This window comes from Pseudomonas sp. ADAK2, from assembly GCF_012935755.1.
GTDB lineage: Bacteria > Pseudomonadota > Gammaproteobacteria > Pseudomonadales > Pseudomonadaceae > Aquipseudomonas.
This window is the reverse complement of record NZ_CP052862.1, coordinates 5,746,394-5,771,011: the sequence shown is the minus strand read 5'-3', so window position 1 is coordinate 5,771,011 and position 24,618 is coordinate 5,746,394. Positions and strand designations below refer to the sequence as shown.

Below are 24,618 nucleotides of genomic sequence, written 5' to 3'. Positions count from 1 at the left end.
ACGAATTCAACTCGATTACAAACGAACCCGCGACGAAGTGCATGCTGGGACAGATACTCCACTGCAATTGATGGGCATCGTGACACAAACATGGGTGGGTATGGTTTGCAGCGGGAGCCTACTCAGCCCCTGATAATGCGGCTGAACAAGTTGAAGGGTGAAGGTCTATAATTTTTCAAGATATGAAAATTTGATATGTGTTGATTTTTTACAACTCTAGCGGGATTTTTTACTTATGGTAGTGAGTAGAAGTGTTTAGCGGCTTTCTGAATTCGATCTAGAACAGGGGTGAACCCTAAGAAATTTATGGTTTTCTGGTTAGCCTTTACCACTTTTTGTGAAAAGGTATGTTTACTATAAACAAGTTGGTTAGGTGCTTTATGAACTACGGAGAATCGTTGCCCATCTACGATTGTATTTAGGGTATCCGAGGTAAAAAAATCCTCCATCATTGTGTCATCACCCGACATTTTTAACGGAGTGAAAACTACATACAGATTCTGGGCGACGTAGTAGAAATCGAGAGACTTGTCGAGATTTTGCGCCTTCCCTGAACCGATCATGTATTTGTTCCCAGTTACAACTTTGAGCGCCGTAAATATTTTCTGGGAGCCTTCATCGTTATCTACCACAATAATTGTAGGATGTTTGAACGGATGATTTTTATATTTCCCACAACAGCTTACGTAACGCTTTATTAATTCTCCAATATCTCCGGTACCTCCATAGAGACCGAGCAATCTATGAGTGAGATCGGTGTATTTAAAGAAGTTAACATTCAATACAGCTTTGCCGTCGGCATTGAGTTTTGCAAGAATGGTATATTTTTTTGCAAGGCTTTTAATTGCGCACTGCAGGTAGATATTGTCTGTTTTCCCCTCGCAAAGTATTGTTATTTTTTGGTTTCCATAGAAATGTTTGTAGAATGCAAAGTCGGCGTGAACCTTCTCCATCGCGCTAAGCTTAATATCCTCATCTCGTATCGCGCTGTTTTCAACAATTTTTGACCTGTTGAATGTATTTACCATATATATATAGCTTAGCATTCCACCGAGCTGATTTATGGTGCCTGGAATTTTGGCTTTAACTTTTGGGTCTTTATCGGGAACAGAAAATGAACCAGTATTAAATAAGCTGTGCGCCATGGCTCTAGCTTGATGCCGATATACTGCAGGCGAATTTATTTTTCTGTTCACCGTTAGTCCCGTTACAGACTGTCTAGACTCCTGGTACTGCATTCTAGTTTTATTTTCATTTAGTGCGAAGCCACACTTCGATACGATTTTTATAAGTGTAGGGCTGGCCACCCACTCGTTTGATGGCGATACAAGTGCAATTTCTTTTGGGAATGTTTTTTTATTAGTCGAAAATGTAATGTCGTCTGCATATCTTGAATATGAACAGCCTAGTTTTGAAGCTAATTCTACAAGACGCACGTCAATGAGGTGGCCGATTAAATTTGAAAATACAGGGGAGGATGGCGCTCCTTGAGGTAAGGCGTCATCGTGACATGCAATTTGAGCTAAAGCACGCGCCACTTTTGGATTAAGCGAGAAGCTTTTATTCTTGGTAAGAAAGCCGAACACGCGACCTCTGTGAATTGAACCAAAAAAATTCTCTATATCTATGTTAAAAACATATCTTTTTTTTCTATGGAGGTCTGCATTGGTCATTATGGAATGACCTTTTGTAAAGCCGTGCGAAAGCGAGGTTGTTATGTTGAGATCGGCATTCATGTTGTGAATGCACAGCTGTAATAATTTTGAAACTTTGACTTGTAGAGCTTTCAATTCTTCCCTTGGAGCTGCAATTGAACGCGTACCGCCAGAACTTTTCGGTATGGTAAATTTCGTATACCGATTGGGCATTTTGTAGATTACATACGATAGTTTTTTGGGCTCGTATGCAAGCAGCTCTGCAAGGTCATGAAGTCCCTGCGCGGATCGAAGAATGGCTAGTTTAGACAAGTTCATTCATCCATGAAAAAAAATAGTAGAGCTTATAGATACTCATTAGCGTCCGCCAGACATTTACTTTGGCGCCAAGACTGCTGATAACTGTATGAGCAATCACTCACACAAGATTTGCAAATGTCACGAAACATGACAAAAAATCTATCTATAAGCTCTGAAGGAAAGGTAGCACATGGCTATCAGGTACAGTCAAGACTTTTTCTTTTACCACACGCCATTGTCACCACACCGTACCTGCGGGCTACTGGGGTCTTTTTTCCTGTGCTTCCGCACCCGGGTTAAAATCAGTTCGGGCTTGGGACTGTTGGAGTGATTACACGCGTAACTTATAAAGGCGATTGCCTTGACCAAGCTACGGAAACAGTTTCCGCCAGCGAGTGGGTACGTTAGGCGGTATCTATTGCTTCATCCTGAATCGCCCCTAATTTCGTCGACATTGAACAGGCGCATCTGGCCGATAGCCGCCAGTCGGTGAGCGCCCGTCAAACGAAGACATCTGATTGCGCGTTTAACCGGGCGTGACTTGGGGCGGCGTCCTTTAGACAGACTATGTTGTCACAAATCTGGCGATAACCAGCAACCCGGCCCAGACGCGATAAACTATGTTGTCAGGTCCCAAAACCGAGTGACAGAGGCGGGCGCCGATCAGTAGCCCCCCAATCCTCTCAAGGAGGAAAAAGCATGGCAGCGAATCAGTCACCTCTGGAACTGGAATCCAGCACTCTCGAAGAAATTGTCGAGGCGCTGTCGTTGGGTCGATCCATTACGCTGCCTGAGGGCGCTGAAAGCTTTCTTTTCGGCGCCGAAGATGCCCGAATAGCATTTCGCTTCTACGCGTCTAGGCGAGATCTTTGGGCCCAACAAAAGCAAATCTCCAGTACCGAAATAGACCAGTTGCTCCAAGCACTGGAAACGCCTAAGGCCGCCGTGCCTAAAGAACAGCCTGCAGCTTCCGCGCTCAAGCGCCCTCGGTGGCGCATCACGCAGATCAGAGCACATAGGTTTGCGGGCTTACACCGTCATTGCGGTACTGATGGTCAGGCACCGGACCCTCTTTCGCTAGAACTCGACCGTGATGTCACCTGCGTGTGGGGATTCAATGGCGCCGGAAAAACGGCCTTTCAAAGCGCGATCATGTGGTGTCTGACTGGTCAGGCACATCGCTCCCAGCACAAACCGTCGTTTGTGCATCAGCCGATAACCGTTGAACTGATGCAGGCGCCGGACGAGGAGAATCCGGGCCGGGATGAAATCGCCAAATCCATCGCTCTGCCCCCGATAGTCCCACTTCCTTCTGCCGAAGATTTAACAGCGCTGCAGGATAAGCCCGCAGTTGATACCTGGGTTGAGCTGACCCTGAGGGAGCACTCCGGGCAAGAGGTCGTGGTGCGACGAGAGCTCAAGCTAGGTCCCAGAGGAACTGTCACCACCCCAGTGAGCGGCATCGAGCAGCTAGGCCTCCCTCAATGGGCAATTGAAGCGGGTACCTTGATGCCCGCGATCGCGACCACTATGCGCTTCGACGAGAAAACCACGTTTGCTGATGCGATTGCTCAGCTGACTGGACTGAGGCCGTTGCAAGATCTTGGCAAGCGTTCCGAACGACTGGCCAAACGCTTAACGGGTGAAGAAAACGACAAGGCCAAAGAGGATGAAAGTGCCGCGCTTCTGCGATTTTTGACCAGCAAACGCACATTGGGTGAAGCATGGACAATGCAGGTGGAGGCGCTTGGTGACTTACCCGACCTCATGTCCCCCGATCAGGAAAGCGAAGAAAAAAGCTGTAAAGCGGCAGTCGAATCGTCGATAAACCATCTGGAGGAACTTCGCCAGCAAGGACAGAACGACATAGATGAGATTCTCGCGGGCTCAGTCCGGTTGGAAACGAAGGAACAAGTGGAGGCTTTCATAAACATCCTCGCGACGGCGAAAGAGCGTCTCGCGGCTGTGGCACTTGGATCGCTGCCATCTGTCGAAACACTCAAACGGCTAGGCGAAATCCAAGACGCCGACAGAGCAGTTGTGATTGCGAAGCTCGAAGAGCTAAGGGAAAGAGCACTTGATCAGGTTGCACGACAGAAGAAAAAGGAGGAAACCGCACGATGGCAGCTGTACGCCATAGTTTCCCAGTGGCATCGCCGTCATCACCCTGAAGAACCGTTCAGCGATTGCCCGGTATGCGGTTCAGATCTTACCCAAGTACCTCCCGATGCTTTGCTGGACACGGCGGTGCTCGGTGCGCTGGAAGCTAGCGCGCTCGCACATACGGACGCCACGAAGACACTTCAAGACTGGCAGCAAGCCGCTGCAAGCGAGCTGCTGGAGGCGCTTCCTGCCTCGCTTCGCCCGTTCGTTGACATTAGATCACGTGCAACGCTGTTGGAGATCTATCGGGGTGCGTATCTAAGTGAGCTGTTGAAGGATCCAGCCTTTAGCACCCAGTTACGTTCGCTGAAACAAAATGCTGAGAAGGTGTGGAACCATTCGGTGCAAGCGCATCCTCTACCTGTGCTGCCCGACTCCCAGATAATCGAATTACCGCAGGAACTTCGATCTACCTCTCTAGCCAACAGGTTTGCCAATCTGCAGGCGGCGTTATCGCTAGCGCTACATCGTCAGCTCAGTGAGGATCAGATTAAGCTCGTCACGCAGCGTTATTTTGGTAACGGCTCGTTCAGCCGAGCCAAGGCCACTGACGACCAGATTGAAATGGCCATGTGCCCGTTAAGGCACCAAGTGATTGCACTGCAGCAAGCCGTTACGTCCGCCGACCCTATCATCGCGCTTTTGCGCCAGATGAATGAGATCGAAGTGATTCGGCAAAGCTGGGTGAAAGCTCGCAAGCAGCATCGATTGGTACGTCGAGCCGCCGCCGCGATCAAGGAGTTCGCACGACTGCCTGGGCTCGTTCATCACCAGGTAGAGGGCCTGATAACGGTACTAGATGAAAGGACGACTGCGTGGTTGAAAGTCATTTACAGGCCGCACTACGTCGGAGGGCCAGCGTATATCGGTCTGGATCCAGCTAGAGCCCAAGGTGTTGGTCTGTACGCTGGCCTCGGATCTGTTCGAGTGCACGCTCATGAGGTGATGAACTCCTCGCATCTTCGCGCTTGTGTCTGGGCGTTTGTCTTCAGTTTGTGGGAGCGTATTCGTGAACGTGCCGGGGTGCTTGAGGTGCTTCTGCTGGACGATCCGCAAACCTATTTCGATCCGATCAATACCGAGAACCTGGCTGCCGCTATACCGAAACTCGTCGAGGCAGGCATGGCTCTGATCATCACCTCAAATGACAACCGGTTTATCGCGGCCGTAAAAAGCCGATTGCCAAAAACTTCTTTGGCTTCTCCATCCTGGACGATGCTGCAAATCAGCCCCATCTCTTCCTCTCGGTATACGGCTGCGTTCACCCCAGCCGTCGAGGAGGTGTTGGAGCGGCGCGCCGTATGGCTTGAAGACGAATCGGATGTTGCCAAGGCGCAGGAGTTCGTCGAGCGAGTACGCCTTCATATTGAGAACCGGTTGTGGGACTTGCTGGCTTCAGATCCGATCCTCATCTACAAGCCTACTCTTGCGGACCTAATCGCCCACATCAGTAGTGCCCGCAATGGCGGTGAGCAGCCATTCAATGAAATACCGTTTGAACGCCTGCTAAAGTGCAAATCACTGCGCCCAGGTTCAACGTTCTATTCAATCATCAATAACGCGCATCACAACCTGCGTGACGTCACCCCATTTGATGCGGGCGAAGTGAGCGGCGCTTTTGATGAAGTCGATCGATTTATTCGCAGCTGCAGTGCGTCATATGCCCGTTTTATGGGCCGGCTCACCCGTGAGGACGAAGACTTCTTTTTTGCGTCTTCGCCCCCTGCACCCGTACCGATCCATCTCAACGAGAGTCCGATTCGAGTTCTCGGCGACTTTAGCGCTCGCACACATTCGGATGCGGTTGCCGTAGAGGGTGAGTTCACCACAATTTCACTCTCAGACTTGGGTGAAATTGCCCTTTATGCCATCCGAGGTTCCAGTCTGGGGGCATTGGCATTGCCGGGCCAGACGGTAGCCGTTTCGCTGAGCGAAGAAGCCAAAAACGGTGACCCTGTTATTGCTCTCTGTGGGAACACTGTCTTGGCTCGTCGATATCACTCCGACCAGAGAGATCCTTCGAAACTGACTTTGGCGTGCGACCAGTCCGGCACAGAAAGAGTGGCGCCTGCCGTGACGTTGTCAAAAAATAAGGTTCGGATACTTCCTATAGTCGGCATTTTCTACGGCAACACACCGCGAGAGGGAGATCAGGAAGCTCGCTGCGTCGATACCTGTTCGATACTGGACAAGCCGCTTCTCGCCGCACGCATCATTGAGGACAGTGGCTACCCAGTCGTCAGAAACGGCGATCTCGTCTTGCTGGAGTCTGTTGAGCTATCGAGTGAGTCACTCCTGGATCCGATGAAGGGTGACGTCGTAGCGATCATGGCCGCGCAGCACGGCGAGCAATTCGCCTATTTGAAACGGGTCGGGTCTTCCATTCAGGGCACTGGTCTACGCATTTTCGAGAACGTGGGTACCTTCGGCGACTCACTGGCGGTGTCCTGTTCTGACGGGAACTACGGGGCAATTGATTGTTTACAGCTGCAGAGTATGTGGCGCGTTCACGGGGTTATCAGAGCAAGGCTGCCAGGGCACTAGATCTATCACCGCCGAGCAATGACTGTCTGCTTTTGGCCGGACGCGCGCCCATGCAGACAAACGCCAATACTAGAAACTGCCAGTTTACTTATCGCTGTCACATGTAACACCTGTGCGCTTGTAACACTTCATTGTGGTCGAAGCGCACAGACGTGTAACACCATAAAAACCGTTATTAATCAAATACATAAACAATCATGTAACACGAGTAACACCTGTAACACCAATTTTTAGCCCCTAGCCCCGTGAGTGGATAAACCTTCAGCGATGTAGGCCATAGTCATGCCCATCCCATTTAAAAATATCAGGGGCCCCTGGGAGAGCTGACTTGATACGGGGTCGGAAACCCGCCGGACTTTGTTAGCGGATAGGTGCCCAGCTTAGTGAACAGGTGAATCGGGTGAACACACAGTTCACCAGTGCGATTGCACAAGATGTTGAGAGGTCGCCGGGGACCCTGAGCATTTCTGAATTACACGGGGCATAGAACCCGCGCGATCTTGGTAGTGGCTGATTTTTTTACATTGGTTGACAGGTTGACTCGGTTGACGGCCCAAGGTGTCCATAATCATCAACACAAAAGGCCATCGTTACCGGTGCGGTAACGATGGCCTTTTTTCAGCAGGATTCTTTCAATTTCAATGGCTGAAATTTCAGTAACTTTGAAGTTCTCCCACTAACGCAGTCCCGCGGGTTTCCGACCCCGTGTGTCTCGCAACCCCTCAGGGTCCCCACTGGATTTTCACACCCAGGCAATCGACGACTTCGATGACCACGCCACCAGAACCCACCTAATAGATGGAACTGACCATAGTGATAGATCCGCTGGTCGTCGGGCTTCAGCCCAAGCCGGAGCTGCCGCTATAGATCCTAATCATTTGGAGAAGCCTATGACCCGGAAGTTGATTTCCCTGAGCCTCACATCGTTGTTTCTGCTGCATGGCTGCACGTCATCATTCACCGAAACAGACCCCCTGAATATCGCTCTTAAGACTTGTGGCATGGGGTTGAGCACACAGACCTCTCATGTGTTCAAAGCCGCTTACGAAATAGCATCAAAGAAGGGAGCTGCAGAGTTCAGCTCGACGATGAATCGTAGCGTTGATACCCAAGAGCATGCATTACTCGCACAGCTTGGGGACAAGTCTCCGGAAAGTACGAAAGCGATTCTGAAGGAGATCAGCAACGTTCGTGAATGCGTGATCGCACAAAGCACTTTGCTCCGTCCGGCATCTCGCCCGGAATTGCTAGAGCAATGCAGATTGAACATTCAGCAACGAATCTCCCCGCCTGGACCGGTGAGCTACGGCACGCTGCGTTACTGGACGCAGCTACCTGATGATCCAAAGTACAAAAAGGACATGCCAATCATGGCTGGACACTTTGACAACGGAGGGAAGGGATTCGACGTAAAGGCCCAGTGCGATATCAGCGGGGGGAGGCTCCAAGACGTCATAGATCTTGAACCAACTGCCGGTTAATGATCTGATCACGGCCATTAAGACCCTCAGCAGACCTTAGACTTAATGCCCTAGCAATGACCGGCTTGTATCCCTGCTTGTATCCCTACATTTAAAATTAGGCTGCAAGCCACGGAATACATGAATCACGCCAGTCTCCCTCGGGCACCATATACAAAGATCCAGCGGTCCTTACCAGCCACTGGAAAACAAATAAACCGGCACTTAGCCGGTTTTTTTGTGCCTGCGATTCCTGCGCACTCCCCTTCCCAAACTCGTTCATGCCTTTCGATAAACCCCGGCCAGCTCCCGAGCCAAACCAATAAAATTCTGCAACGGCGCCGAGGGATTGAATGCGCGCTGTACCAATGTAATGGGCGCCAACAACCTCGGCTGCGCGTCGCGGATGCGGCAATACACCACGGATTCGCGGTGTACGTCGCGCATCGACGCGGGCACCACCGAGATGCCTTCACCGGCGGCAACCAAACTGACGTTGGTCAGCATCCGCTCCACTTCAAAGGCAATATTCGGCTCGAAGCCGGCGTTCTGGCAGGCCTTGATCAGGTTGGCGTACATGCCCGGCGCGCCGGGGCGGCGGACGAGGATGAAGCGTTCATCCTTGAGTTCAATCATGCTGATCTTGGGTTCGGCCCCTTTGAGCAACGGGTGCCCAATCGGCAAGGCCAGGAGCATTTCCTCGTTGAGCAGGCGGTGGAAGGTCAGGCTTTCGGGGGCGCTGACCGGTGCACGAAGGATGCCGATGTCGATGCGTTTTTCGGTGGTGTCTTCGGTGACTTCACGGGCGCTCCCTTCCTTGATCGACAGTTCCACGCCGGGGTATTGCTCGCGGTAGGCGCGAATGATCCGAGGGATCAGCGGGTGCGCGGCGGCAGAACTGGTGAAACCAATGACCAACGTACCTTCAATCCCCTGCGCTGCGCGGGAGGCCTTGAGGGAACCTTGCTCGACACGAGCCAGAATCGCCCGCGCTTCATCGAGGAACACCAGCCCGCCAGCGGTCAGATCAACGCCCTTGGGATGACGTTTGAACAACTCGAAACCCAACTCTCGTTCCAATGCACGTATCTGTTGGCTGAGGGGCGGCTGCTGCATATTCAGGCGCTCGGCGGCGCGGGTGATATGTCGCTCTTCGGCCACTATGATGAAATAACGTAAATGGCGAAGTTCCATGGTGGTATATCCCGTAACAAGGCCTTATTATTTGCGGCCTGAGTGAGTCTTCAGGCTGACCAATATGCCGAACATGGCCAGTCACGACAATAACAAATAATAAAAATCGCCTGGAGTACGGATGCCGTTCATTCATGCCAAAAATGGAACCCTGCCTATATTGATTGCCATTGCCTGTGGCATGACGCTGGGTCTGGTTTATCCAGAAGTGGCAATTGATATGAAACTGCTCAGCGACACCTTCATAAAAACCCTCGGCTTATTGATGCCGTTCCTGCTATTTGTCTTGGTTTCTACCGGTATTGCCGGCCTCAATCGTGAACACAAACACCCCAATGTGATCTACCGCGTCGTGCTGTATTTTCAGCTGATGTCCATCGCCGCGCTGGTGTTTGGAATGGCGACGGGTTTGCTGTTCAACCTTAATCACGCAGCCGTTTTTGCCGCTGCGCCCACACCGGAAAAACTGCTTCACGAGCTATCGTGGATGGCCATTTCGTCCAGTATTTACGATGTTTTGACCCAAAGCCTGTTATTGCAGGTGATGTTGCTTGCGGTGATTTGCGGGCTGTTGCTCAAGCGTGGCGGGGCCTTCAGCGACCGATGCCAGGGTTGGCTTGAAACCGGCGTACAGATGATGTTCCTGCTGTTGCGGATCCTCTTGAAATTCGCGCCGTTGGCGGCATTTGGCGCCATGGCTTTTGTCGTCGGCAAATATGGCCTGAGTTCGGTCATGCCGCTGCTTAAATTTATTGTGGTTATTTATCTGGCGTGTGGATTATTTGTCGTCGTGGTATTCGCCACCATCACCCGAATGGTGGGCGTTAAATTATCAAGACTGATTATTTACTTAAAGGAAGAGTTACTGTTAGTAACGTTCACCGGCTCGTCGGTGGCCGCACTTCCAGGACTTATCGGCAAACTTGAGGCATTGGGTTGCGACAGCCAATTAGTGCGCCTGATATTGACCACCGGTTACACCTTTAACTTGTCCGGCACCAATCTTTACCTGACCACCGCGCTGATGTTTCTTGCCCAATTGGCCGGGGTGGATATCACCGCGCCGCAACTCCTGGAGGTGCTGTTGATTTGTTTGTTTACCTCCCTCGGCGCGACCAGTGTCGCCGGTTCTGCATTGTTTACCCTGATCGCGACCTTGAGCATTCTGCAACTGGTGCCACTGGAAGGCGTGGGGTTGCTGCTGGGCGTGGAGCGGTTGATGAAGTGCCGGTCGCTGACCAATGTGCTGGGTAACGGCGTGGCGTGTCTGGCGATATGCGGATGGCAAAACTCCATCGATCGTGAGGCCTTGAACCGTGAATTTGCCGACCTGAAGTAGCGCCGGGGATGCCGGCGCCACATTTGATCACCTAGTTTTTGGCATCCGCCAACTTGCTGAATGCCTTGTCCAGATTGTCTTCAGCACCTTTCAGTTTTGCCCGACGCTCCACCAACCACTGCTGATCGCCATCCAGGGTTTTGCGCGCCTCGACCAGCATCCGCTTGACCTCTTCCGGTTGCGGGCCGCCCGTGCCTTTGCGGGTTTTGACCATATTGGTCGGCGACAACGCCGTCCGGAATTGCGCCTCATCCAGCGGCAAGGTGTTAGGCGTCCACTTGAACTTGTCCGCCGCCTGGCGATACAGCTTCTGCGCATCGGCATACGGGAACGTCTTCGGCGTGGTGCCGTTGCTGCGCGCTTCGGTGACGATTAGCGACGCGAAGCTATGACCAATACGGAACGGCACCTTGAATTGCCGCTCCAGGGTGTCGGCCAGTTCCATTGAAGTACTCCACTCCGACTCCAGTTCTTCCAGGGCGCGCTGCGGATTGATTTGCAGCGCATCGAGCACCGCATCCAGGCTCTCGAACATCTCGCCCGTGGCGTGGAACAGCCCCAACGAATCGAAGGCGAACTTGTAGTCGGTCATGCCGGTGGTGACGTTATGCGCGCGCAAAGTAACGGTCTGCGACAGCCCTACGACATCCGAGGCCGATTCACGGGTGCGCATCAGCAAGCCCGGATTGCGTTTTTGCGGCATCGCGCTGCTGGTGTAGGTGGACTCTTCATCCAGCAGCAGCCACGGGCGAATCTGATGATATTGGGTGTGGATGTCGCCAATCATCGCGCCCACCCGAATCGCCGAGGACGCCGCCAGGTTCGCCGCTTCAATCGGAATGTCATAGGTCGAGACCTGGCTCGAATCCAGGGAGTTTTCCCGCACGCCATCAAACCCCAGCAACTCGGCCAGACGCTCGCGGTTCAGCGGGTAAGCGGAGTTCGCCAGCACGGCGGTGCCCATCGGGCTCTGGTTAAGGCGCACGTAGAGTTCGCGGATGCGTTGGCCATCGCGATCAAACGCGGCTTCGAACGCCAGCAAATAATGCGCATAACTGATCGGCATGGCCTGCACGCCGTTGGTATAGGCCGGCACCAGGGTGTCGACGTTCTTTTCCGCCAGGCTCAGGATGCGTTGGCGGGTAGCGTTCAACGCCTCGCTGTAGGCCAACACCTGTGAGCGCAATTTGGCCAGGCGGAACGTCGCCAGCATGTCCTGACGACTACGGCCGGAGTGGATCAGCGACGCCTCGGGACCGATCTTGTCGGTCATGATTTTTTCCAGTTGCAGCACATCGCTGGGACGCACGCCGCCGGGCTGCGCGCCCTGATCGATGGCGTAACGCACGCCGCCAGCAATCTTGCGCCCCATGTCAGGCTTGACGATGCCTTCCTCGGTGAGCATCACAATCGATGCCTTGTTGATGCGGTTCAGCCAGGCGAACTGGGTTTGAGTCGGATCGCCCTTGGCCTTGTGCGACGCCTGCGAGGTGTCCACCGAGGCGCCGACTTTCGCCGCCTGGGCCGCGCACTGTTCGGTGGTCTTGCAGGGCAATTCGCCGGTGTCCGCAGCGTAGGCGCCGTAACTGCTGAACAGGGTGAAGACCACGGCGAGGTGGATGAGTTTTTTCTGGGTGAACATGTCAGTGCTCCGCTTTTCTTTATGGGTTACAACAGGGTCAGGGTGTAGCTGACGATGAACCGGTTCTGATCGATGTCATTGCCCTTCTCGTTGCTGCGGTACGTGCCGTTGCGCCATTTCACGCCGAGGTTCTTCAGCGCGCCGCTCTGGAACACGTAGCCGATGTCGGTGTTGCGCTCCCACTCGGTGCCTTCCACGCCTTTGGTGCGTTCGAAGTTGTCGCCCTTGAGGTAGCGCGTCATGAACGTCAGCCCGGGCAGGCCGAGGGCGGCGAAGTCGTAGTCGTAGCGAACCTGCCAGGACTTTTCCTCGGGGTTGGCGAAGTCCGGCGAGATCATCACGTAGTTGACGAGGTAGGAATCGGTGCCATCGAGGTGCGGAAAGCCAGTCGTGCCTTTCATGCGCTGATAGGCCGTGCCGAACGAGTGTCCCTGAATGCTGTAGGTGAACCGCGCACCAAAAGCCTGGTTATCGATGTTGGTGTTGCCGTCCTTACTGGAGTCGGCGTAGCGCAAATCGGTCTTGAACGACTGCGACTTGCCCAGCGGCAAGGTGTGCACCAGGTTGAAGATGTTCTGCGTGTAGTTGTCCTCCAGATGCGCGTAGTGGTAGCCGGTGGCGAGGTCCTTGGTCCACTTGTAGTTGGCACTCGCGAAGTCGAATTTATCGCTGGGCACCGCGCCCTTGATGCCTTTGCCATCGACCTCGATGTCATCGTGACCGCTGACGTTACGCAAGGTATTGCTGGTCAGGCGCCCGGCGTCGAAGGTCAGACCGTCAATGTCCAAACTGCTCAACTGCGCACCACGAAAGGTTTGCGGCAACAGGCGTCCGTCGTTGGGCAGCACGGTCGGCAGCGACGGGATCAACGTCCCGACCTTCAACACACTCTTGGAAATCCGCGCCTTGGCCGTCGCGCCCATGCGGCTGTAACTGTCCGGCGCCTTGTCGCTACCCACGGGTAACAGACCGGTATTTTGCCGATCAGGGCTGGAATCCAGCTTCAAACCCAGCAAACCAATGGCATCGACACCAAACCCCACTGGCCCTTCGGTAAAACCCGATTGGTAGTTGAGAATCAGCCCTTGGGCCCATTCATCCCGCTTGGACTGACTGGCACCGTCCTGGCGGTAATCACTGTTGAAGTAGAAATTGCGAAATTCGAGGTCGGCCTTACTGTCTTTAAGAAAGTCAGCTTCAGCGAAAGGAGAAAAGGCGAGCGACAAACCCAAGGTGGCCGACGTCAGCCCCAGGGCGATAGGTTTTTTATTCATTGTTATTCCCGTTGCCTACTGCTTATTTTTAGAATTGTTTGTCCGGACGGCGACAGGGAGACCCATCCGGCATACGCAGGCTAACGAGCTGGTTTGCAGATTGAAAATATATTGAAAGTCTTGATTGCAGAGGTTTTGAGTATGGTGAATCTGCGGTGGCAATCGACGAACAGGAGGTAGCAAATATCAGCGACACCGCCCCTCTCACCGCTTAATATGGCGCCCGCAAACCGAGGCTCGAGTCTTCCTCGGCACCGAATCAAATAAGGTCTTGCTGCGCAGGGCTTTTTTTTCGCCCACACAAAAGTGACTGGCACCTCACCACCCCGAAGGCTGCGATCTTTTGATCTTGCCTTTAAGGCACACAATCCAAACCGCTCAGCTAACGAATCAAGGATTCACACAATGGAATTGCCACTGGAAACCGTTGCCCTGTTCGCCCTCAAGCTGGCTTATGAGCGCGAGGGGGAAAGCCCGATCCTGCGGGATGATCCGATCATGAGTGATTATGAGCGGGAGGTTTTTGGGTTGTTGGTGCGGCGGGGGGATGTTGAGGGGATTCAGTTTCGGGTGGGGCATTGTGTGGGGTTGGCGTTGGATGCGTTAGGTGGTGTTGATACGCCGTTGGGGCGGGAGCTGCGTAGGTTGGCTGCTGATTTCAGTGATGCGCGGACGATGGAGCAGCTTGAAGCGCCGGTTATTGCGCTTAGGGATTACTTGAAAGATATTCAGTAATATGATCGGGTTAGGGTAAGTTTGGCGCCGCTTGTACACGACTGGTACTAGGTAAGTATTTGGCTGATAAGGAAATAATTTGCCCACGTTTCCATTGCGCCAGCAGACAAACACAAAAGACTTTTTCAGCATCACAAGGACGTATAAATGCGGAAAATCGCCATAAGCAACAAGCCACTCAGAGGCATTCCCCGTCGCCTTCGTGCACTGGAACGCTGGGCCTCTGGTTTTCGCGACGAGTTTCACCCGCGATCCGCGCACATGGAGCGCTATACACATTGGAAGATCCCGGTGCACGAGGCCCTGATTCAAGGTCCTCAAGCCAGGATCGAAGTTCAAGCCTTCTGCATTCAGCAACTGCTCGAAGCCGCAAACCACCTGTCCAACGCTGCTGACCGCTCACAGGGTTACTATCGCGTCGCTTGCCTACTGGTGTGGCCATGGGTTCATCAAAGTGAAGTCACCGTCTTCTATGACCGAGACTATTATCTGGGTTTTCTCGGTGAAGCTAACGCGCTCATGCCAGAGCGGATCAGTCGTACTCTTGCGTTGCAAACACCAGCGAATTTCATCGAGCACGGACATGACGTAACTCAACCTGACGATGAGGTCGCAGTACAGTGGTGGTGCATCGGGGAACCGGCCTGATGTATTTCGCGAGCAGGCTCGCTCCCATCGGGATTGTGGTGGGCTGGCAGACATCGCTTGTTCCAAGTGCGCTAGAGTGCGTGAATAATAAATCAGTCCCCTTTTCTCTCGAACAAAAAAAGAAAAAACGGGAACGGATTTATTGTAGGGGTTATCCAATAATAAATCTTTCCCATTTTCCTAATTTACTGAGATGACTATAATAAAAATAGGTCTGTCACCTTTTCTCGAAAGAGTTCAGCGACGACCTCAAGCCAATGAGGAGTCTTATTGAGTCTCGACTGGACTGACTTCATCTTTAGAGCATACTTAATTCAAACAAACCTTAACTTAAAATTATTGCTAATTGCTTTTCCTCAAAAGAAAATTAGTTCATCTCCAATAACACCAGACCAATAATTACATCAAAGCATCTCTACAAAAAACACAGCAAATCTGACTCTTTACGACATTACAACTTTTCAACCCAGAGATAATCATAGAAAAAAGAGGCTAGAAAAAGCAGAAAAAAGGGTCAGATTTATTTCCATCCACCCTGACAACCATTTCAAGCCCACACAATTTACCAATTCACTTATTTCAAGCAGGCAACACAAATTTTGCTTCAAGCCTATGCAACAACTCGAACGTATTCAAAAAAGGAATGTTTAGTTCCTTACAAATATTGGGAATAATGAATTTTCGTTTAGCATCGAGATTCAGCACTTCATGAGTAACGACTGTAGCCCCTGTGGTCATCGCTTTCGCAATTAACCAAGGATCAGCACCTGCTAAAAATTCTTCCATAGCACCTGTCTTCATCTTAGGAGCTTGATCAGCCACAAGCCCCGCAACCTGCATGAACGCCAGTTGCGTATCCTGATCAGTGGTGGAGTGGAAAAAATCGGAATTGCCCTTCGCCCAACCCGCCAAATCGTCATTGCCTCTCGTCAGCTCATCTAATACCGGCGCAATACTGGATAAAGCCAGTGCTTTATTTTTAAGTAATAACCATTGCCAAAATCCAGGACAAATGACCATTCCATAGTAGCGATTCTTAGCTTCGATCAGAGTGTTGGCGTCTAGTAAATGATTCATTCCGAAATCTTACTGGCGAGAGTCCTTAATTTAGCAGGTTGCACGCCGAGCAAATTTCCCGCCTCGCGTAGCAGCATCCGGCCACTCATTGCTTCAGTCAGCACTGCCTTGCTTAGACGAGGGCTGTTTTTCGTGGTGGCGTTACGGTAATAGTCACCTGCTCCACCTTTGTCATCCTGGAAAGCCTTGAGGATCATTCGATAGTAAGCGCTGTACTGCGCTTGACTTATATAGCCCAGATCAAATGCGCGACGACCGATAGCTAATTTACTGATGTGAAACCGAGAGGCTAGCGGAGGTAAGTTGTCTTCCCAGTTAACATCTGCGTTCCAAAGGGCGCGAAACTTGACTTCGGGAGCAAGGAACTCACCGGCAACCGCATTGCAGAATCGCTCCTCGTCTCGACCATTTACGGTATTTCCGTCAGATACTCCACTGCTACCAATCCAAATATGTGCCAGCTCATGAATTAAGGTGAAGAGCCTGGCAGTGGGGGCATCAGAACTATTAATAAACACAACAGGTGCGACAACATTACTGATGGCAAAACCACGGAACTCACTAACTTCAAGTTTGCGATGCGTATTCCCTAGCGCAATGCCGCTGCGCATCACCAAAATGCCAGCCGCCTCAGCAGCTTCAATTAAGGCACGGCTGTACTTGTCATAATCCAATCGAGCAATGTCAGGGTGCACGCGGAGGATTCGGCGGATATCGTCCACTACCTCTGCGACTTGAGAACGGCTATTAAAGCGACCTACAAATGCCAGCGGTTGACGCTCTTGATTTTGCAGATGCTCCAGATACCAGTCTTGCTTACGTATGGAATCCCTAACGGTGTCCAACAGTTCCAAACTGGGACGTTGAGGAGCAATCCCACCGACAGTTCGCAGATCAGGTAAAGGCAATTGTTCGACGGGTGGCTGCTTAAGAAAAAGGAAGCCGAACGGGATGTGAGCAAGATTCGCCCACTTTTGAGCCTGAAGGAATGTTGGCTTGGTCTCGCCTGCCTCCCATTCCTCTACTCGATCAGGTTTCACTGGCAGTTTTTTAGCAACCTGCTCAGTGGAGAGACCTGCACGTTCACGAGACCATGTGAGCAGGCTTGGATTGACTAAGGCGGCTTGGCTCATAGGGTCGAAGGCAAATCAGATGGGGCCAGCAAACGTTCTAAAGCATCCTTGGCAGATGCAGCCGACTGACGCTGGTTCCAGTTATCTGGCATTGCCTTTCTCCTTGGCTGTTTAAGGTCGAGTTGCAGCGACTACAGATTAGTCGAGAAACAGAGCTGCCGACGGTGGGAGCGCGCGATTATGAGGTAAATTTTCTTCGACCCGAAGCGCAAATATGTAACCCAAGACAAATGGTATTGACCTGTTTCAATGCGTTTCATATCCGAACTCCACAGGGACTGACTAGATAATCACCCACCCTTCCGAGGTTGCAGGAAAAGTGTCTCCACGATAACCTCCCACCGTCGCTGCCAATTCAGCGACCGGGTGTGGTAACCCGAGTTATTCAAGGCGCTACAGCGCCCCCATCACGTCTGCCGGCGCTTTTTTTATGCCTGCGGCGTGAGTTATGGCAGCTGTGCGTGGGACGTCTTCGGACGTGCCGGTTTCCTTGATTCCCGGTTTACCACCCTGCGCACAGCTGTCACCCATTCGTGTGGTAACGAACGTGGCAGCTCCTCATATCAAGGAGTCTGATAATGCGCAGCATCAATCCGTACACAATTTGGCTTTCCCCTCTACGCAACACCCAATCGCATAACGCTTCCCCCTGCCCCACCGCTTCTCCATCACCGGAGACGCCCAATGACTGATCAACCCGAACTCAAAACCATCGGCCTGACCCCGGCCATTTACTGTGCAGACCAACCGCTGTTCCACGTCACTCGCGATGTGCCGCTGGGTGATGCGTTGTCGATGGCTTCGGACTTTCTGTTTTTGGCTAAGTCGCTGACCAAAGAGGCTGCCTATGACAGGGATACTGACCGTCATGCCTGGGCTGCGCATTATTTGACGTCGATGAGTAAGGCGTTGGTGGATGATGCGGTGAAGGTTTTGACGCGGGGGCGGGATTCTACGGTGCCGCCTAAGCGGGCGGCGGAGAAGGCTGAGGGGTAGGAACGGGGGAGCGGGTTGTTTGGGAGGGTCGTAGTCGGTTCAGCATTGGTGTTGGCTGGGCTGGCGCTTTCGCGAGCAAGCTTCGCTCCTACGTTGGATTGTGTTTAGCCCCGAGTTTTCGGGGCTTTTTCGTGTTTGGGTCAGAGGACGTGTTGGGAGATCAGTTTTGAGATTTCGACCATTGATGTTCTGCCGGTGAATTCGAATTTCACTTTGCCCAGTGACGAGAAGTAGATCTCCAGTTCGGAGTCCAGGTCGAACGTGCCGGACGTTTCCACCGAGTACGCGACGATGTTTTTGTACGGCAGCGAGGTGAAGTCTTTTTTGCTGCCGGTGATGCCCTGGACGTTGACGGCGATGATGCGTTTGTTGGTGAACACGACGCCGTCGCGCATGGATTTGTAGGCGTCGATGACGTGTTCGCCGTCGAGCAAAAGGTCGGTAACGCGCTGGGCGTATTCTTCGTTTTGCTTGAGTTTGAAGAAGCCCTTGTTGTTGAAATCAATCATTTGTCGCTCCTGTTATTCGATTTGAATCGGTCCTTTAGTCCCGGCATCGCTGTCCATCCAGTAATCCTGATTCTGCAATCGCCGATCCCCCTGAATGGTGAAGGTGATCTTGCCCTGGCGGAACTGTAGCGTGCCGTCGGTACGCTTGGCATTGACCCGTTTGCCGTTGACCCAGACTTGCTCCTTGGCATCGATGCGGATGGTGGCGACGGTCGCGCCGGCTTCGCTCTTGGCCACCCATTGCCCGACGTAGGGGGTTGGGGTGCTTGGGGCGTCGGTGGCGGGATTGGTGAAGCCGGCCTTGGCGTTTTCTGCCTTGGACTTGTGGATGTCGCAGCCTTGGGTTTCGCTGACTTGGGTGCAGCCGGATTGCTCCAGTTGTTTGCGGTATTTGTCGTTGATGGCGTAGGCCGGGGCTTGGGCGGCGATCAGGATGATCAGCGCCGGCAGGATGGCTTTCTTCATGTTGACTCCTTGGCGATCAGTTCGCGCCGAACGGCATCGTACGTTCACTGTAGTGGATGGGTGTGCAGTGCTTGTGCCACAAAAGATTTCAGACAGTGCGCGCCTTCGTCAGTGCTCTTCTAGACTTAACGGGTGGTCGTGGAAAGAACCGAGCACGTCGCTTTTGTGCAGTTGAACCGATGCCAGCGTGGCAAGCTGCAATTTATGCCCTGAAGAGGTGCGACAAAGATCGCACCGGGCCCAACAAGATGCCCGCTCAGGGTGCCTGGCCACCGGCCAAAAATGCCACGATACCGTGACGTGGTGTGAACGCCGCAGCCGACACTTTCGGACAACCGACGACCTTCTGGTGTGTCCGTGACCGTGAGGAATGCTGTATGCCTGATGAGATGTTGTTGCACCTGCCGATGGTCAACAGCCTGTTGGAGCGCCATAAAGGCTCTGCGGGTGCACTGTTGCCGATCCTCCATGAGATTCAGGAGGGTATCGGTTATATCCCCGATGTCGCCATTCCCGAAATTGCCCACGCCCTCAATCAGAGTCAGGCCGAGATTCGTGGGGTGATCAGTTTTTACCATGACTTCCGCACCGCGCCGCCGGCCCGCCATATCCTGCGTCTGTGCCGCGCCGAGTCGTGCAAGAGCCGCGGTGCCGAGCAGTTGGCCGCGCAGTTGCGCGAACGTCTGCAACTGGATGATCACGGCAGCAGCGCCGATGGCAGTATCAGTTTGCGTCCGGTTTATTGCCTTGGTGCTTGTGCCTGTTCGCCCGCGCTGGAGCTGGATGGTCAGGTGCATGCGCGGTTGAGTGCCGAGCGGCTGGATGCGCTGCTTGAAGCTTGCCGGGAGGACGTATGAGCCTCTATTTGCCTTGTGATTCCCTGGCTCGCGCCGTGGGTGCCGATGAGGTGGCGGTGGCGCTTGCCGGTCAGGACCTGCAACGCACCAGTTCCCGTGGCCTGTATTGGCTGGAACCGCTGCTGGAAGTGGACACCGCGCAAGGTCGGATCGGCTTTGGTCCGTTGACTGCGGCCGATGTGCCGTCCGTGCTGGATGCGCTGCAAGGCGAGCCGTCCGCCCATCCGCTGGCCTTGGGCCTGGTGGAAGAATTGCCTTATCTGAAGACCCAGCAACGCCTGCTGTTCGCCCGTGCCGGCATCACCCGACCATTGTCGCTGGACGATTACCGGGCCCATGGCGGTTTCGAGGGTTTGAAAAGGGCTGTCGTCATTGGCGGCGATGAAACCGCGACGGCGGTGTTTGATTCAGGGCTGCGTGGCCGTGGCGGCGCGGCGTTTCCGGCCGGGATCAAATGGCGCACGGTGCGCGCCACTCAGGCTGTGCAGAAATACATCGTGTGCAACGCCGACGAAGGCGACTCCGGCACCTTCGCCGACCGTATGTTGATGGAAGGCGATCCTTTCCTGTTAATCGAAGGCATGGCCATTGCCGGCATCACTGTCGGCGCCAGTTACGGCTACATCTATGTGCGCTCGGAATATCCACAGGCCGTCGCGACTTTGCGCGAGGCGCTGGATATCGCGCGGGCCAACGGTTACCTCGGCGCCAATGTCGGCGGCAGCGGCTTGGCTTTCGATATGGAAGTGCGAGTCGGTGCCGGCGCTTATATCTGCGGTGAAGAAACCGCGCTGTTGGACTCGCTGGAAGGCAAGCGCGGGATTGTCCGCGCCAAGCCACCGATCCCGGCGCTGAAGGGTTTGTTTGGTTTGCCGACCCTTGTACACAACGTTTTGACCCTGGCCTCGGTGCCGCTGATTCTGGCCAAGGGCGCGCAGTTCTATCGCGATTACGGCATGGGCCGCTCCCTCGGCACCATGCCTTTCCAACTGGCGGGCAACATTCGTCACGGCGGGCTGGTGGAACGAGCCTTTGGCCTGACCCTGCGCGAATTGGTGGAAGACTACGGCGGCGGCACCGCCAGTGGCCGGCCGCTGAAAGCTGCGCAGGTTGGCGGCCCGCTCGGCGCTTGGGTGCCGCCCGCGGATTTCGACACACCGCTGGATTACGAAGCCTTCGCCGGTATCGGCGCGATGCTCGGTCACGGTGGTGTGGTGGTGGCGGACGACAGCCTGGACATGGCGCACATGGCGCGTTTCGCCCTGCAATTCTGCGCCGAAGAATCCTGCGGCAAATGCACGCCGTGCCGCATCGGTTCAACTCGCGGCGTCGAGGTGATCGACCGAATGCTGGCTGCGCCGGATCAAAGCGGTCGCGATGAGCAGGCAATCATCCTCAAGGACCTGTGCGACACGATGCAATACGGTTCGCTCTGCGCCTTGGGCGGCATGGCGCCGTTTCCGGTCGTCAGCGCCCTCAAGCACTTCCCCGCCGACTTCGGTCTGCAATCTTCGGAGGCCGACCAATGATCACCCTCTTCGACCCGAACACCGATATCGATCTCGGCACCCCGGCGCGCGAAAGCCAGGTGCAAGTCACCCTGAACATCGACGGCCGCAGCATCAGCGTGCCCGAAGGCACTTCGGTGATGCGCGCCGCCGCGCTGCTGGGCACGACCATTCCGAAACTGTGTGCCACCGACAGCCTCGAAGCGTTCGGTTCCTGCCGCATGTGCCTGGTGGAAATCGATGGTATGCGCGGCTACCCGGCGTCTTGCACCACGCCGGTCACTGAAGGCATGAGCGTGCACACGCAGACGCCGAAACTTGCGACCCTGCGCCGGAATGTCATGGAGTTGTACATCTCCGATCACCCGCTGGATTGCCTGACCTGTTCGGCCAACGGCAACTGCGAGCTGCAAACCGTCGCCGGTCAGGTTGGCCTGCGCGAAGTGCGCTATGGCTATGAAGGCGAGAACCATCTGGCGGACGTGAAAGACACTTCAAACCCCTACTTCGACTACGACCCGAGCAAGTGCATCGTCTGCAACCGTTGCGTGCGCGCTTGCGAAGAAACCCAAGGCACGTTTGCCCTGACCATCACCGGGCGCGGGTTTGAGTCTCGCGTTTCCGCCGCCGGTGGCGATAACTTTCTCGACTCGGAATGCGTGTCCTGCGGCGCCTGTGTGCAAGCCTGCCCGACCGCGACCCTGATGGAAAAATCGGTGGTCGAACTGGGCCAGCCGGAACGCAGCGTCATCACCACGTGCGCCTATTGCGGCGTGGGCTGCTCGTTCCGCGCCGAGATGAAGGGCGACAAACTGGTGCGCATGGTTCCAGACAAGAACGGTCAGGCCAACCACGGCCATTCCTGCGTCAAAGGACGGTTTGCCTGGGGCTACGCGACCCACCCGGATCGCATCACCAAACCGATGATCCGCAGTCACATCAACGACCCGTGGCAGGAAGTCACCTGGGATGAAGCGGTGACCTACGCCGCCAGCGAATTCCGCCGCTTGCAGCAAAAGTACGGCCGTGACTCGATTGGCGGCATCACCTCCAGTCGCTGTACCAACGAAGAAACCTATCTGGTGCAAAAACTGGTGCGCGCCGCGTTCGGCAACAACAACGTCGATACCTGCGCGCGGGTCTGCCATTCGCCGACCGGTTATGGACTGAAACAAACGCTTGGCGAGTCGGCCGGGACCCAGAGTTTCGATTCGGTGATGCAGGCCGACGTGATTCTGGTGATGGGCGCCAACCCCAGCGACGCGCACCCGGTGTTCGCTTCCCAACTCAAACGGCGCCTGCGTGAAGGCGCGCGGCTGATCGTCATCGATCCTCGACGCATTGATCTGGTGGACTCGGTGCACGCCCGCGCCGAACTGCACTTGGCGCTGCGTCCGGGCACCAACGTTGCCATGCTCAACGCGCTGGCCCATGTGATCGTCACCGAAGGTTTGCTCGATCAGGCCTTTATCGACGCCCGTTGCGAGGGCAGCGATTTCGCTCGCTGGAGTGAGCAAGTCAGCCGCGCGGAAAACTCGCCGGAAGTGCTGGGCGAGATCTGCGGTGTGGCCCCGGCCGACATCCGCGCCGCCGCTCGCCTCTATGCCAACGCCAACAACGCGGCGATCTACTACGGCTTGGGCGTCACCGAACACAGCCAAGGCAGCACGGCGGTGATGGGCATCGCCAACCTGGCCATGGCCACCGGCAACATCGGCCGCGAAGGCGTGGGCGTGAACCCGCTGCGGGGGCAGAACAACGTTCAGGGCTCGTGCGACATGGGCTCCTTCCCCCACGAGTTGCCCGGCTACCGGCACATCTCCAACGAAGTGGTACGGACCCAGTTCGAGCAGGCGTGGAACGTCACCCTGCAACCTGATCCGGGCCTGCGTATTCCCAACATGTTCGAGGCCGCGCTGGGCGGCACATTCAAGGGTTTGTATTGCCAGGGCGAAGACATTGCCCAGAGCGATCCGAATACCCAACACGTCACCGCAGCACTGTCGGCCATGGAATGCGTGGTGGTGCAGGACATTTTCCTCAACGAAACCGCCAGGTTCGCCCATGTGTTCCTGCCGGGCAGTTCGTTCCTGGAAAAGGACGGCACCTTCACCAACGCCGAGCGCCGCATTTCGCGGGTGCGCAAGGTCATGGAACCGCTGGGCGGCAAGGCTGACTGGGAAGGCACCGTGGCCCTGGCCAACGCGCTGGGTTACCCGATGAACTACACGCACCCATCGCAAATCATGGATGAAATCGCCAGCCTGACGCCGACCTTCACCAACGTCAGCTACGCCGAACTGGATCGCCACGGCAGCCTGCAATGGCCGTGCAACGCGGCGGCACCGGACGGCACGCCGACCATGCACATCGAGGAGTTCGTGCGCGGCAAGGGCCGTTTCATGCTCACCGGCTACGTGCCCACCGAGGAAAAGGTCAACAATCGCTATCCGCTGCTGCTGACCACCGGGCGCATCCTCAGCCAGTACAACGTCGGCGCGCAAACCCGGCGCACCGAGAACGTCGCCTGGCACGATGAAGACCGCTTGGAAATCCACCCGACCGACGCCGAGAGCCGTGGCATCAACGAAGGCGATTGGGTCGGCATCGGCAGCCGCGCCGGCCAGACCGTATTGCGTGCGCGGGTCACCGAGCGGGTCGCCCCGGGCGTGGTGTACACCACGTTCCACTTCCCGGAATCCGGGGCCAACGTCATCACGACGGACAATTCCGACTGGGCCACCAACTGTCCGGAATACAAGGTCACCGCCGTGGAAGTCAGCCGCGTCTACCACCCTTCCGAGTGGCAAAAACGCTATCAGGCCTTCAGTGACGAACAGGACCGTCTGCTGAAAGACCGCCGTCAGGCACGTGGCGCCAAAGCTGAGGTGCGCCGATGAGCACTGCCAACCTGATCAAAATGGTCAACCAGATCGCCCTGTACTTCGCCAGTGAGCCGGACCAGCAACTGGCCGTGCTCGGTGTGCGTAATCATTTGCAGATGTACTGGACGCCGGGCATGCGCAAGGAGTTGTTGGCCTGGCAGACGGAACATCATGGGGAAGACTTGCATCCACTGGCGCAGGAAGCGGTCAGTGGCGCGGGTTGGGAAGCTTAGG

At 54.7% G+C, this 24,618-nt stretch carries 18 protein-coding genes; 10 read left to right on the top strand and 8 right to left on the bottom strand.

Features of this window, described 5'->3' with window-relative positions:
• Positions 1–233: 233 nt before the first annotated feature.
• Positions 234–1,967, bottom strand: a complete 1,734-nt coding sequence (locus HKK52_RS26570; protein ID WP_169373224.1) for a retron Ec67 family RNA-directed DNA polymerase/endonuclease — start codon at positions 1,965–1,967, stop codon at positions 234–236.
• A gap of 687 nt (positions 1,968–2,654) precedes the next feature.
• On the opposite strand from HKK52_RS26570, the gene HKK52_RS26565 reads away from it, so the two are divergent.
• Together HKK52_RS26565 and HKK52_RS26560 are read left to right on the top strand one after the other, a co-directional pair.
• Entirely contained in the window at positions 2,655–6,662 is a 4,008-nt protein-coding gene (locus tag HKK52_RS26565) for an AAA family ATPase (RefSeq protein WP_169373223.1), read from the top strand.
• A gap of 890 nt (positions 6,663–7,552) precedes the next feature.
• A complete protein-coding gene (locus tag HKK52_RS26560) occupies positions 7,553–8,143 on the top strand; it encodes a hypothetical protein (RefSeq protein ID WP_169373222.1) in 591 nt (196 codons plus the stop codon).
• Between the two features lie 258 nt (positions 8,144–8,401).
• On the opposite strand, the gene HKK52_RS26555 is transcribed toward HKK52_RS26560, so the two are convergent.
• Positions 8,402–9,316, bottom strand: a complete 915-nt coding sequence (locus tag HKK52_RS26555) for a LysR substrate-binding domain-containing protein (RefSeq protein ID WP_169373221.1) — start codon at positions 9,314–9,316, stop codon at positions 8,402–8,404.
• 121 nt (positions 9,317–9,437) lie between these two features.
• On the opposite strand from HKK52_RS26555, the gene HKK52_RS26550 reads away from it, so the two are divergent.
• A complete protein-coding gene (locus HKK52_RS26550; protein WP_169373220.1) occupies positions 9,438–10,655 on the top strand; it encodes a cation:dicarboxylate symporter family transporter in 1,218 nt (405 codons plus the stop codon).
• A 31-nt stretch (positions 10,656–10,686) separates the two neighbouring features.
• Here the strand turns inward: HKK52_RS26550 and HKK52_RS26545 are convergent, their stop codons facing one another.
• Positions 10,687–12,297 (bottom strand): argininosuccinate lyase, encoded by a 1,611-nt coding sequence (locus tag HKK52_RS26545; RefSeq protein ID WP_169373219.1) that lies wholly within the window; start codon positions 12,295–12,297, stop codon positions 10,687–10,689.
• Positions 12,298–12,323: 26 nt separating this feature from the next.
• Complete coding sequence (locus HKK52_RS26540) at positions 12,324–13,571, bottom strand: OprD family porin (RefSeq protein WP_169373218.1); 1,248 nt, start codon at positions 13,569–13,571, stop codon at positions 12,324–12,326.
• 405 nt (positions 13,572–13,976) lie between these two features.
• Here HKK52_RS26540 and HKK52_RS26535 point away from each other — a divergent pair, with 405 nt between their 5' ends.
• Both HKK52_RS26535 and HKK52_RS26530 read left to right on the top strand, forming a co-directional pair.
• Positions 13,977–14,306, top strand: coding sequence for a hypothetical protein (locus HKK52_RS26535; protein WP_169373217.1), 330 nt, complete (start codon positions 13,977–13,979; stop codon positions 14,304–14,306).
• A gap of 147 nt (positions 14,307–14,453) precedes the next feature.
• Complete coding sequence (locus tag HKK52_RS26530) at positions 14,454–14,954, top strand: DUF3916 domain-containing protein (protein WP_169373216.1); 501 nt, start codon at positions 14,454–14,456, stop codon at positions 14,952–14,954.
• A 579-nt stretch (positions 14,955–15,533) separates the two neighbouring features.
• On the opposite strand, the gene HKK52_RS26525 is transcribed toward HKK52_RS26530, so the two are convergent.
• Together HKK52_RS26525 and HKK52_RS26520 are read right to left on the bottom strand one after the other, a co-directional pair.
• Positions 15,534–16,031: a DUF4411 family protein gene (locus tag HKK52_RS26525; RefSeq protein WP_169373215.1), complete on the bottom strand. Its 498-nt coding sequence runs from the start codon at positions 16,029–16,031 to the stop codon at positions 15,534–15,536.
• Positions 16,028–17,164, bottom strand: a complete 1,137-nt coding sequence (locus HKK52_RS26520; RefSeq protein WP_169373214.1) for an XRE family transcriptional regulator — start codon at positions 17,162–17,164, stop codon at positions 16,028–16,030. The genes HKK52_RS26525 and HKK52_RS26520 overlap by 4 nt, the downstream gene beginning before the upstream one ends.
• Positions 17,165–17,848: 684 nt before the next feature.
• Here HKK52_RS26520 and HKK52_RS26515 point away from each other — a divergent pair.
• A complete protein-coding gene (locus tag HKK52_RS26515) occupies positions 17,849–18,160 on the top strand; it encodes a DUF3077 domain-containing protein (protein WP_169373213.1) in 312 nt (103 codons plus the stop codon).
• 140 nt (positions 18,161–18,300) lie between these two features.
• On the opposite strand, the gene HKK52_RS26510 is transcribed toward HKK52_RS26515, so the two are convergent.
• Together HKK52_RS26510 and HKK52_RS26505 are read right to left on the bottom strand one after the other, a co-directional pair.
• Positions 18,301–18,669, bottom strand: a complete 369-nt coding sequence (locus HKK52_RS26510) for a PH domain-containing protein (protein ID WP_149658098.1) — start codon at positions 18,667–18,669, stop codon at positions 18,301–18,303.
• Positions 18,670–18,681: 12 nt separating this feature from the next.
• On the bottom strand, positions 18,682–19,134 hold the full coding sequence (locus HKK52_RS26505) for a hypothetical protein (RefSeq protein WP_169373212.1): 453 nt from the start codon (positions 19,132–19,134) through the stop codon (positions 18,682–18,684).
• Positions 19,135–19,511: 377 nt separating this feature from the next.
• On the opposite strand from HKK52_RS26505, the gene HKK52_RS26500 reads away from it, so the two are divergent.
• Genes HKK52_RS26500 through HKK52_RS26485 form a run of 4 tightly spaced genes read left to right on the top strand, consistent with a single transcriptional unit; the run spans position 19,512 to position 24,617 of the window.
• Positions 19,512–19,991, top strand: a complete 480-nt coding sequence (locus tag HKK52_RS26500; protein ID WP_169373211.1) for a formate dehydrogenase subunit gamma — start codon at positions 19,512–19,514, stop codon at positions 19,989–19,991.
• Entirely contained in the window at positions 19,988–21,520 is a 1,533-nt protein-coding gene (locus tag HKK52_RS26495) for a formate dehydrogenase beta subunit (RefSeq protein ID WP_169373210.1), read from the top strand. The genes HKK52_RS26500 and HKK52_RS26495 overlap by 4 nt, the downstream gene beginning before the upstream one ends.
• Positions 21,517–24,399 (top strand): formate dehydrogenase subunit alpha, encoded by a 2,883-nt coding sequence (gene fdhF, locus HKK52_RS26490; protein ID WP_169373209.1) that lies wholly within the window; start codon positions 21,517–21,519, stop codon positions 24,397–24,399. The genes HKK52_RS26495 and fdhF overlap by 4 nt, the downstream gene beginning before the upstream one ends.
• On the top strand, positions 24,396–24,617 hold the full coding sequence (locus tag HKK52_RS26485; protein ID WP_169373208.1) for a formate dehydrogenase subunit delta: 222 nt from the start codon (positions 24,396–24,398) through the stop codon (positions 24,615–24,617). Before fdhF ends, HKK52_RS26485 begins: the two co-directional genes overlap by 4 nt.
• Position 24,618: the final 1 nt, after the last annotated feature.